Here is a 15,247-nt window from a genome sequence, read left to right on the forward strand (position 1 = left end):
TTACTGGTTGCCGCAGGCGGACACGGCGTTCGTGTCCAGCCAGGGCAGGTCGTGCCCCATCCGGTCCCGCTTGGTGCGCAGGTAACGGAGATTGTGCTCCCCCGCCTGTACGGGCATGGGTTCCCGGGTGGTGACCGTCAGGCCGTACTTCAGCATCGCCTCGGTCTTGTCGGGGTTGTTGGTCAGCAGGCGCACGCTGCGGACCCCGAGGTCCTGCAGGATCCGGGCCCCGGCGGCGTAGTCGCGGGCGTCGGCCGGCAGCCCGAGCTCCAGATTGGCGTCCAGGGTGTCGCGGCCGCGCTCCTGGAGTTCGTACGCGCGCAGCTTGGACATCAGCCCGATGCCGCGTCCCTCGTGGCCGCGCAGGTACACCACCACTCCCCTGTCCTCCGCCTGGATGCGCTCCAGTGCGGCGTTCAGCTGGGGACCGCAGTCGCAGCGCAGCGAGTGGAAGATGTCGCCGGTGAGGCACTCGGAGTGGACGCGGACGAGGACGTCCTCGCCGTCGCCGATCTCGCCGTGGACGAGGGCCACGTGCTCGACGCCGTCGACGGTGGAGCGGTAGCCGTACGCCGTGAACTCGCCGAAGGCGGTGGGCAGCTGGACCTCGGCCTCGCGGCGCACGGTGGGCTCGGAGGAGCGCCGGTAGGCGATCAGGTCCTCGATGGAGATGATCGTCAGACCGTGCTTGCGGGCGAACGGGATCAGTTCCGGCAGCCGCAGCATATGGCCGTCCTCGCCGGCGATCTCGACGATGGCCCCGGCCGGGCGGAGCCCGGCGAGGCCGGCGAGGTCGACGGCGGCCTCGGTGTGGCCGTTGCGGACGAGCACGCCGCCGGGCCTGGCGCGCAGCGGGAAGATGTGGCCGGGGCGGACGAAGTCCCCGGGACCCGCTTCTCCCCCGGCGAGCAGCCGCAGTGTGGTGGCGCGGTCGGAGGCGGAGATGCCGGTGGTCACACCGTGGGCGCCACCGGCGTCGACGGAGACGGTGAACGCGGTGCGCATCGACTCGGTGTTGTGCTCCACCATCTGCGGGAGTTCGAGGCGGTCGAGTTCGTCGCCCTCCATGGGGGCGCAGATCAGACCGCGGCACTCGCTCATCATGAAGGCGACGATCTCGGGGGTCGCCTTCTCGGCGGCGATGACGAGGTCGCCCTCGTTCTCCCGGTCCTCGTCGTCGACGACCACGACGGGCTTTCCCGCCGCTATGTCGGCGATGGCCTGCTCGACCGGATCGAGCGCGAAGTCCTCGATGTTGTCCATGCTGTACAGGACCGGCGCAGACGTCATGCGTGGGCTCCTTCCAGGACGGGCTGTGCTGCCCTGCGGGAGCGCAGCCACCAGTCGCGCATGCCCCACAGGACGAGCGCGCCGTAGATGACGTAGACGAAACCGGAGAAGGCGAAGCCGTTGGCGAAGTTGAGCGGGACGCCGACGGCGTCCACCAGCAGCCAGGCGAACCAGAACTCGACCATGCCGCGCGCCTGGGCGTACATGGCGACGATCGTGCCGACGAAGATGTACGCGTCCGGCCAGGGGTCCCAGGACAGCGACGGGTAGGCGGTGAACAGGGCCGCCACCGCGAGCGTGCCCACGGCCGCGGCGCCGACCAGGATCGCCCGCTCGCGCCAGGTGGCGAAGCGCACGGCGATGTGGCCGTCCGCCGCCTGGCCCTTGCCGCGGCTCCACTGCACCCAGCCGTACACGGCGACGACCATCACGACGATCTGCTTGCCGGCGCTGCCGGAGAGATGGGCCGTGGCGAAGGCCGCGAACAGGACGAGGCCGGACAGGAACTGAACCGGCCAGCTCCATATGGAGCGCCGCCAGCCGAAGGCGAGGGCGATCAGACCGATCACGTTGCCGATCATGTCCGACCACTTGATGTGCTGGCCGAAGAGGGTGAACGCCTCGGAGTTGAGCCAGTTCACCGGGTGGCCCCCTCACCGGGGGCCAGCAGGCGCTCGACGTACTTGGCGATGATGTCGACCTCGAGGTTGACCGGGTCGCCGGGCTGCTTGAGGCCGAGCGTGGTCAGCGCGAGGGTCGTCGGGATGAGGCTCACGGTGAAGCGGTCGGCGCCCACCTCCACGACGGTGAGGCTGATGCCGTCGACGGTGATGGAGCCCTTCTCCACCACGTAGCGGGCGAGGTGGTCGGGGAGGGAGACGGTGACGAGCTCCCAGTTGTCGGAGGGCCGGCGCTCGAGGACCGTGCCCGTGCCGTCGACGTGTCCCTGCACGATGTGTCCGCCGAGGCGCGCGCCGACGGCGGTGGGACGTTCGAGGTTGACGCGGGAGCCGACCGCGAGGGCGCCGAGGCTGGAACGGCTGAGGGTCTCCGCCATGACGTCGGCGGTGAATTCGTCGCCCTCGTGCTCCACGACCGTGAGACAGACACCGTTGACGGCGATCGAGTCACCGTGCCGGGCGCCTTCGGTCACGACGGGTCCACGGAGGCGGAAACGGGACGAGTCGCCGAGGTTCTCGACGGCGGTGACCTCACCCAGCTCTTCGACGATTCCGGTGAACACTTCCCGGGTCCTCCTGCCTCATTCGGGCACGGACTCCGGGGACTGTCGAAGACGACAGCAGACTACGGGCGAGGACACCGGGACGACGCCTGACGCGGTCCGTCCCTCTGGACGAACCGAAACGGCGGCGTGCACTCGATGCCCGCCCGCCGCGCACTGCCTCCCATCCGGACTTTAACCGTCGGTCCAGGAATTCCACCTGGTCAACCGGCCGCTGGAAGCGACCGGGTCGCGGACTATAACCGCCGGTTCGGACTTTCACCGACCCCGGAGTGCGCTGCTTCTGGTACAGCATCAGTGTGCCACGCCCGATCGGCGGCCATGCGGGTGAACCGCTGTGTGGTGGCTCACAGGTTCACATACTGGACTTCTCGGGCTTGCCCGTCCGGCGCAGACCCCTCGCCACAGAGGGGCAACAGCCCTCCCGCCTGCGGCACTTGACGATTGGTCCATACCTATTGACCGGCATGGTCTAGTCCTTTTAGGGTCAGCGGTCCCGGGACGGCACAACGCCCACGAGCGGCCCGGCGGCGGTGACGGAGGCCCTTGCCCCGCCGCCGGGCCTCCCCCTCTGCGTCTGCCAAGCTGACGGTGTGACACCCGTCGACGAGTTCGAGAGCCACCGTCCGCGCCTGTTCGGCCTCGCCTACCGGATGCTGGGTTCCGCCGCGGAGGCGGAGGACACCGTGCAGGACGCGTATCTGCGCTGGAGCCGCACGGATACGCGAGCCGTGGAACGTCCGGGAGCCTGGCTCGCGAAAGTGGTGACCAACCTCTGCCTCACCCGGCTGACCTCGGCCCGTGCCCGGCGCGAGCAGTACCCCGGCCCCTGGCTGCCGGAGCCCGTGGCCACCGCGGACGGCACGCTCGGCCCCCTGGAGTCGGCCGAGCAGCGTGACGCCGTCTCGCTCGCCCTGCTCGTCCTGCTGGAGCGGCTCACCCCGGCCGAGCGGGCGGTGTACGTCCTGCGGGAGGCGTTCGCCTACGGCCACCGGGAGATCGCGGAGGTGCTGGGGCTGAGCGAGGCCAACTGCCGTCAGCTCTACCGCCGGGCGGTGCGGCAGGTGGCCGCGCCCGGGACGCGGTTCGAGGCGGCGCCCCGGAGACAGGCCCAGCTCGTCGAGTCGTTCATCGTCGCCGCCCGGGAGGGAGATCTGGCCGCCCTGGAGAAAGTGCTCGCGGCGGACGTGACCTGGTGGGGCGACGGCGGCGGCAAGGTCACCGCGGCACGGCGGCCGATCGAGGGCCGGGACAAGGTGCTCAGGTTCCTGGCGGGCGCGTCGAGGGGCTTCGCGGCCGATGCGGACCTCTCGATCGCGCAGATCAACGGTGCGGCGGGGCTCGTGGCCCGGGACGGCGGGCGCGTCGTCGCGGTCGTCGCCTTCGAGGTCGGCGACGGGCTCGTTTCCCGCATTCGGGCGGTGGTGAACCCGGACAAGCTGGCGTTCGTGGCACGGCAGCTCGAGCACTCCTGAGCCCTGTCACATTTCGCGGGGCCCGGCCAGTCGTAGCGGACGAGGGGCGTTCCACGAGGGGGCGCCCGGTATCCGACAGGGGCTGAACAGCATGACCACGATCCTGGTGACCGGCGGCACCGGAACCCTCGGCCGGCTCGTCGCCGAACGGCTCCGGACGGACGGGCACGAGGTGCGCGTCCTGTCCCGGCACGCACAGCCGTACGCCGTCGATCTGATCCGGGGCGACGGCCTGGACGCGGCCGTCGCGGGGGTCCACACGATCGTTCACTGCGCCAGCACACCGCGCGGAGGCGACGAAAAGGCCGCAGCCAACCTCATCGCGGCGGCCCGCCGGGCGGGAGTGACCCATCTCGTCTACATCTCGATCGTCGGCGTGGACGTGGTGCCGATCGGTTACTACCGGGCGAAGTACGCGGTGGAGAAGCAGATCCAGGAGTCGGGCCTGGGCTGGACGGTGCTGCGGGCGACCCAGTTCCATGATCTGGTCGTTCAGGTGTTTGAGACCGTGGGCAGGCTGCCGGTGCTGCCGCTCCCGGCAGGCGTGAGCGACCAGCCGGTCGAGGTCGCCGAGGTGGCGGACCGGCTGGTCGAGCTGGCGACGGGCGAGCCGGCCGGGCGGGTAGAGGACATGGGCGGCCCGCAGGTCCGGACGTTCGCCGACCTCGCCCGCGCCTGGCTGCGGGCCACGGGGCGCAGGCGGCCGGTCGTGAGCGTGCCGATCCCGGGCCGGGCGTTCCGCGCGGTGAGGGCCGGCGGGCTGCTGACGCCCGAGAACGCGGTGGGCAAGGGCACGTTCGAGGAGTATCTGGCGGCGCGCTACGGGAACCGGGCGTCCGCGCGCTGAGCGGCCCGGGCACCGGGAGCGCGACGGGGGCTCATCGGGAGGGCGGCGCGAACAACTCGTCCTGAGCCCCGTCCCGCGCGGTCAGCAGTGCCCCGCGCAGCACGGCCCCGCCGCCCAGCACGCTCGCCCGTACCTCGGTCGGCAGCGGTGACATACGGGTCAGCCGCTCGGCGACGCGCGCGGCGAGCACCTCCCCGCCGGCCTGCCCGATCTCACCGCCGAGCACCACACAACCGGGGTCGAGGACAGCGGTGACGGAGGCCGCCCCGATGGCGAGCCGGTCGGCGAGGGCGTCGAGAAAGCGGGACGCGGGCCCGGCACCGGAGGAGCCGCCGCCCGCGTCGCGCACGGCGGTCGCCTCCGCCCCGTCGCCCGTGGCGGAGCCGGTGCGCCCAGGGCTGACCGCCGCCACCGCCCGCCGCACCAGGCCCGCCGCGGGCGGCTCGGGTCCCGTGTCCTCGGTGGACAGCCCGTGCTCGAGGGCGAGTTCGGCGATGGCCGCCGCGGCCGCGAGGGAGTGGAAGCCGCCCTCGCAGTCCGTCGCCGACGGCAGGGACCGGGTGCCGGGGACCGGCAGGAAGCCGATCTCGCCGGTGCCGCCCGAGGCGCCGCGGCGCAGCGCCCCGTCCAGGACCACGGCCGCGCCCGTCCCGTGCCCGAGCCACAGCAGCACGAAGGTGTCCCGGTCGCGGGCGGCGCCCTCGCGCTGCTCCGCCAGGGCGGCGAGATTGGTCTCGTTCTCCACCATCACGCGCGCGGGCAACCGCTCCTGCAGTGCCGCGGCCAGTCGGCGGTGCCACTCCGGGAGCCCGGTGGAGTCGCGGAGTTCGCCGGTCGCGGGGTCGATGAGTCCGGGCGCGCCGATGCCGACCGTGTGCAGCGACCCGGCGCCGGCCTCCTTCGCGGCGCGCTCCACCAGCGCCACCACCTGTTCGACGGCGGTCCCCGTTCCGGTGTCGCCCGCGATGGGCACCGAGGCCTCGGCGAGCACCCCGCCGAGCAGATCGGAGACGAGTACGGAGACTCCCTCGGTGCGCACGTCCAGGGCCGCCAGATGGGCGAGGTCGGCGACGATCCCGTACAGCCGTGCGTTGGGGCCGCGCCGCTGCTCGCCCGACTCCCCCACCACCGTGATCAGACCGGCCGCGGTGAGCCGTTCCACCAGATCGGCCACGGTGGGCCGGGACAGCCCGGTGAGCTGTTTCAACTGCCCTGCCGTCAACGGGCCTTCCTGCTGCATGAGGCGCAGGGCAGCCCGGTCGTTCAGGGCCCTGGCGGTGCTCGGGGATGCGGGCATGCCGGGATCCTCCCAGATCGGCGGAACCGCTCACCGCGGCCGGAGCTGCCCTATCTATCAGGCAGGGTTCCTGATAGTTTACGCCGACAGTGGGGCCACCACCCGGGGAGGGGCGGAGAATGAGCGGAATGGTCGAAGGGATCCATCAGCCGCGCGAGGTGAAGCGCGCCCGGTACGCGGTGGCGGCGGTCTTCGCCGTGCACGGCGCCGTCACCGGCTCGTTCGCGACCCGCGTGCCGTGGATCCAGGACCACGCCTCGGTGAGCGCCGGCCAGCTCGGCTTCGCCCTGGCCTTCACCGCCTTCGGCGCCTCCTGCTCGATGCCGCTGGCCGGCCGGATCAGCCACCGCTTCGGCAGCCGCACGGCCCTGCGCGGACTGATCGCGCTGTGGACGATCTCCCTGGTCCTGCCGTCCCTCGCGCCCAATCTCTACACGCTGTGCCTGGCGATGTTCACCTACGGGGCGAGTGCGGGTATGGCCGATGTGGCGATGAACGCGCTGGGCGTGGAGGTCGAGCGGCTGCTCGGCAAGTCGATCATGTCGGGACTGCACGGCATGTGGAGCGCCGGCGCGCTGGTCGGCTCGGCGGCGGGCACGCTCGCCGCTCATCTCGGCTCCGACGCACGCCTGCACCACGCACTCGCGGCTGCCTGTCTCACCCTCCTCGGTGTACTGGCCTGTCGCTGGGTGCTGGATGTGCAGCCCGCGGAGGACGAGGAGCCTCCGCCGCGGTTCGCGCTGCCGCCGAAGTCGGCGCTGCTGATCGGCACGGTCGGCTTCTGCGCGGTGTTCGCGGAGGGCGCGAGCCTCGACTGGTCGGCCATCTACCTGCGTGACGAACTCGAAGCGTCGGCGGGTCTCGCGGCGGCGTCGACGACCGGATTCATGCTGACCATGGCCTTCGCCCGGATCGCCGGCGACTCGGTGGTGAACCGCTTCGGCGCGGTCCGCACCGTCCGCGCCGGCGGCATCCTCGCCGTCCTCGGCGGACTGCTCATCGTCGTCGCGGGCAACGCGGCGGTGGCGATGGGCGGCTTCGCACTGATGGGCCTCGGCATCGCGGTCGTCGTCCCGCTGTGCTTCGCTGCGGCGGGCCACAGCGGCCCCAATCCCAGCCAGGCCATCGCGGGTGTGGCGACGATCACCTATACCTCGGGCCTGATCGCGCCGAGCGTCCTCGGCGGCCTGGCACAGGCGACCAGTCTGGTCGTGTCCTTCGGTCTGGTGACGGTGCTGGCCTGCGGGCTCGCCGGTTTCGCCGGGGTGCTGCGGGCAGGAGAGCGCGACCGTCCGAAGATCAGTCGGCCGAGCGCAGCAGTTCCCGACCCACGGCCCTGAACCGCTCGCTCCACGACGTCGGGCGCAGCGTCGCCGCGTCGAGCCGGACCAGGACCCGGGTGCCGTGCGCGTACGTCACCGCTCCGTCGGCCGAGCAGAACCGGAAACCGTACGTCAGGCCCGTGTTCCCGAGCCGCTCCAGCCACAGGTGCACGGCGTACGCGCCCGGCTTCTTCACCGGCGCCTCGTAGGTGATCCGCAGTTCCTTGACGGCGTTGCAGAAGTCGCCCGCCGCCTCCCAGTCGCCCTCGAAGCCGAAGCCCCGCTCGTGCCAGAAGGCGGTCCAGGCGCGCTCGACCATGACCGGGTAGCGGGCGTTGTGAAGGAGGCCGAGCGCGTCCAGATCGTCGAAGTGGACGGCGACGGGCATCAGCCGGCCGTACGACAGGACGGGCACGGTCTGGGCTTCGGCGGTCACGACGGGCTCCTCGATATGGCCTGGTGAGGCGCTCGCGACGCTGCGGCGCTGGACCCACCCATGGTAAGCGGTCGCTCAGCCCGGCCCGTCCAGGGGTCAGCCGGCGATCGAGTCCAGCTGCTCGGCGGCGGGCCTGAGGGCCCACAGGTCCCCGCCGGGCGGCGCCTCCAGCAGCGGCGCCGCCTCCTTGGCCCGCGCGTCGCCCGCGTCCGCGGCGGCGTGCACGACGTCGGCCGCCGCGTACCGGTGGAACTCGAACTCCGGATACGCCCAGGGAACGGCGCCGGTCGCGGCGGGCAGCAGATAGTCGACCGCCTTGAACAGGCTCTGGCCGTCCGGACCGCGATACGACCACAGGTTCACGCCGCCATGGCGGCCGACGGCCGCGAGCCTGGTGCGCGCCACCAGCGTGCTGGACGCGATCGCGATCCTGGACACCGGAGCCCCCGGCTGGTCCAGATCCGACCGGACCGCGATGCGGGACTGGAACGCCGGGCGCCGTCGAGGACGGCGGTTCTGGGGACCTTCGGTGCCACATGGGCGGAGGCGGTGGGTACTCCGGCGACGGCGACGGCCGCGAAGGCGGTCACGGCCGCCAGGACGGTGGCCAGTCGGGGTCGTGCACTCATCAAGGCTCCGATCATACATGTGAACGCAGTTCATGAGTGGGAGCGTGTGAGCGTAGGACTGCCAGGTGCCCCTGACAATGGTCCGGACAGTTCTTCACGTACAGGGAAAGAGAAGCTTCACCATGGACCTCGGCGTGCGCTGGAAGCTGCACGGTGACGGGCGTACGCCCGCGCCCGGAGCGGTTGTCCGCCCCGACGAACGGCTCTCCTGGCCCCGAACGGTCGGGCTGGGCGCCCAGCATGTCGTGGCCATGTTCGGCGCGAGCTTTGTGGCGCCCGTGCTGATGGGGCTCGACCCCAATCTCGCGATCATGATGTCGGGCGTCGCGACCGTGATCTTCCTGCTGGCCACCCGCGGCCGGGTGCCGAGCTATCTCGGCTGCTCGCTCTCCTTCGTGGGGGTCGCCGCGGTGATCAGGGCGCAGGGCGGCACCAGTGCGACCGTGACCGGCGCGGTGTTCGTCGTGGGCGTCGTCCTGTTCCTCGTGGGGCTCGCGGTCCAGCGGTTCGGGGCACGGATCATCCACGCGGCGATGCCGCCGATCGTGACCGGTGCGGTGGTCATGCTGATCGGGTTCAACCTCGCGCCGGTGACCGCGTCGACGTACTGGCCACAGGACCAGTGGACCGCGCTGCTGGTGATGCTGTTCACAGGGCTGGCCGTGGTGTGCCTGCGCGGCTTCTGGTCACGGATCGCGATCTTCCTCGGACTGGTCTTCGGATACGGGATCTCCTGGGCCTCCGACCGGATCTTCGGCAAGATCCACTCGGTGGACGCGAGCGGCGGGCTCACCGACCACTGGAGGCTGGACCTCTCGGGCGTCGGCAAGGCCGACTGGATCGGTCTGCCCCATTTCCACGGGCCGTCCTTCCAGTGGTCGGCGGTCCTGGTCGCGCTGCCCGTGGTGATCGCGCTGGTCGCGGAGAACGCGGGGCACGTCAAGGCGGTCGGCGAGATGACCGGCGATCCGCTGGACGACAAGCTGGGCACCGCCATCTCGGCGGACGGCGTGGCCTCCATGCTCTCCACCGCCGTCGGCGGCCCGCCCAACACGACGTACTCGGAGAACATCGGCGTGATGGCGGCCACCCGCGTCTACTCGACCGCCGCCTACTGGGCAGCGGCCGGCTTCGCGCTGCTGTTCGGCGTATGCCCCAAGTTCGGCGCGATCGTGGCCGCGATCCCCGGCGGCGTGCTCGGCGGCATCACCGTCATCCTGTACGGCATGATCGGCCTGCTCGGCGCGCAGATCTGGATCAACTCGAAGGTGGATCTGCGCAATCCGCTGAACCTGGTGCCCGCCGCGGCGGGCATCATCATCGGCGTCGGCAACGTCAGCCTGAAGTTCTCCAGCACCTTCTCACTGAGCGGTATCGCCCTGGGCACACTCGTCGTCATCACCGGCTACCACGCCCTGCGCGCGATGGCCCCCGCGCACCTCAAGACACAGGAACCGCTGCTGGACTCGGGCACCTCGTCGTACGACGAGGAAGGCGCCGCGGAGGGCGAGGGCACGACGGACGGCGACGCGACCAGGCGCACCGACCGGTAGCGGCGCCCGGCGGCCGGCCTCCGGCTCGGAGCCCGTCCCCCACTCGGACCACCCGTGAGATCCCTCGTTCCGGGGAAGCCCACGGGCCGGAGGCGCTCCGGTGGGCCGCGGCCTGCGAGCCTTCCCCCATGGTGCGGTTGGAGCAGTTCACGACCGAGGTGGACACGGTCGTCTCACGTATGCGCGCGCTCGACGCGGTATGGCCGGAGCACGACGGCGTCGCGGTCTTCAACCGTGTCTACCTCGCGGTCACCGAGGAGGTCGACCGCCGCGTGGACGCCGGTGAATTCCCGGACCGGCGTGCCGCGGCGGCGCTCGGCGTCCGGTTCGCCGAGCGGTATCTGTCCGTCGCCGAGGACGGCCCGGTACCCGCGTGCTGGCGGCCGCTGTTCCAGTTGCGGCGCCATCCCGGCGTTCGCCCGCTGCAGTTCGCGCTCGCCGGGATCAATGCCCATATCGGGCATGATCTCGCGCTCGCCGTGGTGGACTCCTGCCGCACGCTCGGCTGCGAACCCGCCGACCTCGAAGACGAGTTCGATCGCGTGGGCGACCTGCTCGGGTCGCTGGAGGAGCGCATCCGCGAGGATCTGATGCCCGGCCCCGATCTGCTCCAGGTCGCCGACCCCCTTACCCACCTGCTCGGCGCCTGGAGCCTGGAGCGGGCGCGCGAGGCCGCCTGGGCGGCGGCCCGCGCCCTGTGGGCCCTGCGGGACCTTCCCGAGGTGGGCGAGGAGTTCGCCCGGCGGCTGGACGCGGTCGTGGGATTCGCCAACCGGATCCTGCTCACCCCGCTGCCGGACTGATCGAATGCCCCTGCCTGTCGCGGCGAAGAACTGCCGTGACGTCGTTGTACGTTGAGCCGGGGGCACATCCACGGCGAAGGAGCAGCAGGTATGGCGACCCGGCTCGGACTCGGCCTGCCCCAGAACAAGCACTACGAGATCGGGCGGGACGTGCCCGACGTGGCACGGGCCGCGGAGGAGATGGGCTACGAAAGCCTGTGGGTGTACGAGCGGGCCCTGTTCCCCACGGCGACCTCTCAGGGTCTGTACGACATCGAGGGGCTGCCCTGGCCGGACAGCTACCGCGGGGTCGCAGAGCCCCTGGTGACGCTCACGCTTGCCGCCGCCGCCACACATCGCGCCCGGCTCGGCACCAGTGTGCTGGTGGCGCCCCTGCACGTGCCCTTCCAGCTCGCCAGGGCGCTCGCCTCACTGGACGCGGCCGCCGGCGGCCGGGTCGTGGCGGGTCTGGGCACCGGCTGGTCCCTCGACGAGTACGCGGCGTCCGCGGTCCGCCCCTTCGAGGAGCGCGGCAAGGCCCTGGACGAGGTGATCGACGTCTGCCGCGCGGTCTGGGGCCCGGACCCCGTCTCTTACGAGGGCACGCTCACCAGGATCTCCTCCTCGGTGGTCGCCCCCAAGCCGGCGCGGCCGATCCCGATCCTGCTGGCAGCGAGCAACAGGACGGCCCGGCGGCGGCTCGTCGACAAGGCCGACGGCTGGCTGCCGCTGGCCATGGGCGCCGACCAGGTGGCCGCGCAGTGGCGCGAACTGCAGGACCTGGCGGCCGAGCAAGGGCGGGTGACACCGCTCCAGGCCGTGCTGCGCGTCAATGCGACGTACTCGGCGAAGGCGTACGACGGTCCGGAGCGCTCTCCCTTCCAGGGGAACGTCGACCAGATCGTGGAGGACCTGGCCGCCTACACGGAGATCGGCCTGGACGAGATCCTGGTCGACGTGCAGAGCTCGACGCGGGACGCGGAGGAGCTCAAGGACGTGGCCGCGGAGCTGATGACGACGGCGCGGGCGACCGGCGTCTGACCGACGGAATCCCGGGCGCCGCCCACCGGCACCGGCGCTGGGGCCCGACCGGCACCGGCATCAGGAGCCCCGCCGGCCGCTGCGACGCTGACGCGTGCGATCCGCGGCGGCGCGTCACAGCACGGGGGGGCGTCGGCCCAGGCGGGCGCACCCCGCCGCTGCTTCGCTCAGGTCCGGATCAGTCCTCCGGCAGTTCCACCGGCGCGATCTCGTCGTAGACGTCACCGGGTCCGGGGTTGGCCGGGTCGGTCGCGCCGCCGAAGTGGTGCATGACGCCCCACACGGCGTTGACCGCGGTCTGCACGGCGCCCTCGGCCCAGCCGGCGGTCCACGAGATGTCGTCGCCGGCGAGGAAGATGCCCCGCTTGCCGGCGGGCAGCCGGTCCTGCATGAAGTGCGTGAACAGACGCCGCTGGTAGCGGTAGTGGCCGGGCAGGTTCGCCTTGAACGCGCCCATGAAGTAGGGCTCGTTCTCCCAGGAGACCGTCACCGGGTTGCCGATGATGTGCTTCCTGATGTCGACCTTGGGGTAGATCTCGCCGAGCGACTTCAGCATGACCTCCATCCGCTCGCTCGCGGACAGCGGCAGCCACTTCAGGCTGTCGTCGCACCAGGTGTAGGACAGGCAGATGACCGCGGGCCTGTCCGGGCCGTCGTCCAGCAGGTAGGTGCCGCGTGTCATCCGGTCGGTGAGCGTCATCGACATGACGTCACGGCCGGTCTGCTCGTCCTTGTCCAGCCAGAACGGCCGGTCCACCGGCACGAACAGCTTGCTGGACTCCATGTAGTGGGTGCGCTCGATCGCCGTCCAGTGGTCGATCGGGAACAGCTCGTCATCGCAGTCGATCTTGGAGAGCAGCATCCAGGACTGGGCGGTGAAGATCGCCGCGCGGTAGGTGCGGATGTCGCCGTTCGCGTCGGTGACGGTGATCGCGTTGCCTGCCGTGCGGTACAGCCGGGTCACCGCGGGGCGGGGCGCGCCGCCCTCGTGCAGGGAGCTGAGGGACGTCCCGTACGGCCAGTGCACGATCTTCTGCGGCTCGCGCTCCCACAGGCGCAGGGGCAGCTGCTGGGAGCCGCCGACGATGCCGCGGTGGTGGTCGTCGGCCTCGGAGTAGACGACGCGCAGGATCTCCAGGATGGAGTTCGGGAAGTCGGTGTCCCAGCCGCCGGTGCCGAAGCCGACCTGGCCGAAGATCTCGCGGTGCCGGAAGGACCTGAAGGCCTCGGAGTCGCAGAGGAAGCCGTAGAACGTCTGGTTGTCGAGCTTCTCGACCAGCTGGGACCAGATCTCGCGGATGCGCGGCACATCGCGCTCGCGCATGGCGCGGTTCATGTCGGAGAAGTCGGCGCCCTCCTCCAGGCAGGCGTTCCACGCGGCCGCCACGTCGCGGTAGACCTGCGGCAGGTCGTCGGGCGTCTCGGCGTAGTGGCTCTCGCCCTTGAGGTCGACGACGGTGGAGGGGGTCGCCTCGGCCAGCGGGTTGGGGAACGGCCGGGTCTCGAGGTCCACCAGGTCGATGTAGTGCTGCAGTGCTGTGGAGGACGGCGGGAAGCGCATGGCGCCCATCTCGGCCGTCAGGGACGGCTCGCAGCCCTCGAAGCCGACGGTGCGCAGCCGGCCGCCGATCTGGTCGGCCTCGTAGACGACGGGCTTGAGGCCCATCTTCATCAGCTCGTACGCGGCCACGATGCCGGACAGTCCGCCGCCGATGACCGCGACCTCGGCGCCGTGCTCGGTCGCGGGTATCTGGCCGAGGCCCGCCGGGTGGGCGAGGAAGTCGTCGTACGCGTAGGGGAAGTCCGGCCCGAACATCGTGATCGGGGGCTGCTGCTCGTCTGCGTGCTGGACGGCGTTGGGCACCGTGGACGTCATGGGGTACGGACTCCTTGCGCGGAAAGAACTCTGGGGAAGGCTGAGGGTCAGACAAGGGACCCGTAGAGGCCGGGGCGGCGGTCCTTGAGGTAAGGGTTCGCCTCGCGGGACGCGGCGAGGTGGACGGGGTCCACGTCGGCGAGGACCAGCTCCTCCACGCGGCCCGCACGTGCCCGGGCGATCCCGTCGGGCCCGGCGAGGGTGGAGAGCCCGACGAACTCGAACTCGCCTTCCTGGCCGACCCGGTTGACGTACGCGACGTACATCTGGTTCTCGAAGGCCCGCACCGGGACGAGGGACTCGGCGACGAACTGGAAGGGGTGCATCTGCGCCGTCGGGACCACGAGGAGGTCGGTGCCGGCCAGGGCGTGGGCGCGGACGTTCTCCGGGAACTCGACGTCGTAGCAGATCATCAGCCCGATCCGCAGGCCGTTCAGCTCGGCCTGCACGACGGGCCTCTCGCCCGGGGTGAAGTGGTCGCGCTCGAAGCCGCCGAAGAGGTGGGTCTTGCGGTAGTTCGCGAGGCGGGTGCCGTCGGCGGAGACGAGCTGCGCGGAGTTGAAGACGCTCTCGCCGTCCCGCTCCGGGTACCCGTAGGCGATCGCCAGTCCGTGCTTGGTGGTGATCTCGGCCACGGCGTCCGCGGAGTCTCCGTCGGCCGGCTCGGCGAGCCGGGCGATGCCGTCGCCGATCGCGTATCCGGTGAGGAACAACTCCGTCGCGATCAGCAGCCCGGCGCCCGCGGCGGCGGCACGGCCCGCGGCCTCGTCGAGGACCTTGAGGTTCTCGACGACCGAGCCGGGCTGTCCGGAGCTCTGGAGCAGGGCGGTGCGCATACGTGTTCTCCACCGGTACCGAAGGGGGTTGGGGGCCAGTTAGACGGTACGGTCGCGCCCCCGGCCGGAACAAGGAGAAGCCGTTGCGCGCGGGTGAGCGGATCGTTGCGTCCGGCGAGGGTGGAGCGGCGATTCGTTGCGCACCCCATGTACCGCTGAGGCGCAGGTCACAGCGGTGTCCCTGCGGACGGCCCGTGCCGCCCCTGCTGCCCGGGAAGGTGGCGGCGGGCCGGCGGCCGCTACAGCTCCCGCAACCGCTGCACGATCTCCTGCAGCAGCTCGGGGCCGGCCGCCGCTCCGCCTCGCGGTGAGCGCAGTGGCGGATCGATGCGCACCAGGCCGGCCTCGGCCAGATCGCCGAGCAGCACGCGTACGACCGTCAGCGGCAGGTCGGCGTCCGCGGCGAGCTCGACCACGGGCCGCGGGCCGCGCCGCACGAGGTCGAGGAGCCGGGCACGGGCGTGATCCACCCCCGGCCGGCCGTCCTCCGGCTCCAGGACGGTGACGTAGGACATGAGGTCGATGGTGTGCCTGTCCGAGGGCCGGGTGCGGCCTCGGGTGACGGTGTACGGACGCACCATCGACCCGGTCTCGTCCTCGTACCACTGGTCGTCGGTCAC

At 71.5% G+C, this 15,247-nt stretch carries 14 protein-coding genes, 1 pseudogene and 1 riboswitch; of the genes and pseudogenes, 6 read left to right on the forward strand and 9 right to left on the reverse strand.

Annotated elements, in window-relative coordinates; all coding sequences use genetic code 11:
- Genes ABZ904_RS00290 through ABZ904_RS00300 form a run of 3 tightly spaced genes read right to left on the reverse strand, consistent with a single transcriptional unit; the run spans nt 1 to nt 2,533 of the window.
- Entirely contained in the window at nt 1–1,290 is a 1,290-nt protein-coding gene (locus ABZ904_RS00290; RefSeq protein ID WP_359397850.1) for a bifunctional 3,4-dihydroxy-2-butanone-4-phosphate synthase/GTP cyclohydrolase II, read from the reverse strand.
- Nucleotides 1,287–1,931 carry a nicotinamide mononucleotide transporter family protein gene (locus ABZ904_RS00295; RefSeq protein ID WP_359397852.1) on the reverse strand — a complete coding sequence of 215 codons (645 nt, stop codon included), beginning with the start codon at nt 1,929–1,931 and terminating at the stop codon, nt 1,287–1,289. The genes ABZ904_RS00290 and ABZ904_RS00295 overlap by 4 nt, the downstream gene beginning before the upstream one ends.
- Complete coding sequence (locus tag ABZ904_RS00300) at nt 1,928–2,533, reverse strand: riboflavin synthase (protein WP_359397854.1); 606 nt, start codon at nt 2,531–2,533, stop codon at nt 1,928–1,930. The genes ABZ904_RS00295 and ABZ904_RS00300 overlap by 4 nt, the downstream gene beginning before the upstream one ends.
- A gap of 149 nt (nt 2,534–2,682) precedes the next feature.
- A riboswitch (FMN riboswitch) is annotated at nt 2,683–2,813 on the reverse strand.
- A 313-nt stretch (nt 2,814–3,126) separates the two neighbouring features.
- Here ABZ904_RS00300 and ABZ904_RS00305 point away from each other — a divergent pair.
- Nucleotides 3,127–4,008, forward strand: a complete 882-nt coding sequence (locus tag ABZ904_RS00305) for an RNA polymerase sigma-70 factor (RefSeq protein WP_359397857.1) — start codon at nt 3,127–3,129, stop codon at nt 4,006–4,008.
- 91 nt (nt 4,009–4,099) lie between these two features.
- Nucleotides 4,100–4,855 (forward strand): SDR family oxidoreductase, encoded by a 756-nt coding sequence (locus tag ABZ904_RS00310; RefSeq protein ID WP_359397859.1) that lies wholly within the window; start codon nt 4,100–4,102, stop codon nt 4,853–4,855.
- Nucleotides 4,856–4,886: 31 nt separating this feature from the next.
- Here ABZ904_RS00310 and ABZ904_RS00315 read toward each other — a convergent pair whose 3' ends face one another.
- Nucleotides 4,887–6,152, reverse strand: a complete 1,266-nt coding sequence (locus ABZ904_RS00315) for an ROK family transcriptional regulator (RefSeq protein ID WP_359397861.1) — start codon at nt 6,150–6,152, stop codon at nt 4,887–4,889.
- A 128-nt stretch (nt 6,153–6,280) separates the two neighbouring features.
- On the opposite strand from ABZ904_RS00315, the gene ABZ904_RS00320 reads away from it, so the two are divergent.
- Nucleotides 6,281–7,492 (forward strand): MFS transporter, encoded by a 1,212-nt coding sequence (locus tag ABZ904_RS00320; RefSeq protein ID WP_361820607.1) that lies wholly within the window; start codon nt 6,281–6,283, stop codon nt 7,490–7,492.
- On the opposite strand, the gene ABZ904_RS00325 is transcribed toward ABZ904_RS00320, so the two are convergent.
- Together ABZ904_RS00325 and ABZ904_RS00330 are read right to left on the reverse strand one after the other, a co-directional pair.
- Nucleotides 7,452–7,910 (reverse strand): hotdog domain-containing protein, encoded by a 459-nt coding sequence (locus tag ABZ904_RS00325; RefSeq protein WP_359397863.1) that lies wholly within the window; start codon nt 7,908–7,910, stop codon nt 7,452–7,454. The genes ABZ904_RS00320 and ABZ904_RS00325 overlap by 41 nt on opposite strands.
- 96 nt (nt 7,911–8,006) lie before the next feature.
- Nucleotides 8,007–8,324: pseudogene (locus tag ABZ904_RS00330) on the reverse strand (alginate lyase family protein); the annotation flags it as partial.
- A 337-nt stretch (nt 8,325–8,661) separates the two neighbouring features.
- Here ABZ904_RS00330 and ABZ904_RS00335 point away from each other — a divergent pair.
- The 3 genes from ABZ904_RS00335 to ABZ904_RS00345 all read left to right on the forward strand — a co-directional run bounded on the left by ABZ904_RS00335 (nt 8,662) and on the right by ABZ904_RS00345 (nt 11,915).
- The gene (locus ABZ904_RS00335; RefSeq protein WP_360992077.1) at nt 8,662–10,092 is read left to right on the forward strand and encodes a solute carrier family 23 protein; all 1,431 of its coding nucleotides are present in this window, start codon (nt 8,662–8,664) and stop codon (nt 10,090–10,092) included.
- A gap of 128 nt (nt 10,093–10,220) precedes the next feature.
- On the forward strand, nt 10,221–10,895 hold the full coding sequence (locus tag ABZ904_RS00340) for a DUF5995 family protein (RefSeq protein WP_359390189.1): 675 nt from the start codon (nt 10,221–10,223) through the stop codon (nt 10,893–10,895).
- Between the two features lie 90 nt (nt 10,896–10,985).
- A complete protein-coding gene (locus ABZ904_RS00345; protein WP_359390186.1) occupies nt 10,986–11,915 on the forward strand; it encodes an LLM class F420-dependent oxidoreductase in 930 nt (309 codons plus the stop codon).
- 178 nt (nt 11,916–12,093) lie between these two features.
- Here the strand turns inward: ABZ904_RS00345 and ABZ904_RS00350 are convergent, their stop codons facing one another.
- The 3 genes from ABZ904_RS00350 to ABZ904_RS00360 form a co-directional block, all read right to left on the reverse strand.
- On the reverse strand, nt 12,094–13,791 hold the full coding sequence (locus ABZ904_RS00350; protein WP_360992072.1) for an NAD(P)/FAD-dependent oxidoreductase: 1,698 nt from the start codon (nt 13,789–13,791) through the stop codon (nt 12,094–12,096).
- A gap of 47 nt (nt 13,792–13,838) precedes the next feature.
- Nucleotides 13,839–14,627: a carbon-nitrogen hydrolase family protein gene (locus tag ABZ904_RS00355; protein ID WP_359390180.1), complete on the reverse strand. Its 789-nt coding sequence runs from the start codon at nt 14,625–14,627 to the stop codon at nt 13,839–13,841.
- Nucleotides 14,628–14,866: 239 nt separating this feature from the next.
- Complete coding sequence (locus ABZ904_RS00360; protein WP_360992068.1) at nt 14,867–15,247, reverse strand: DUF742 domain-containing protein; 381 nt, start codon at nt 15,245–15,247, stop codon at nt 14,867–14,869.

This window comes from Streptomyces sp. NPDC046900 (genome assembly GCF_040644975.1).
Lineage (GTDB): Bacteria > Actinomycetota > Actinomycetes > Streptomycetales > Streptomycetaceae > Streptomyces.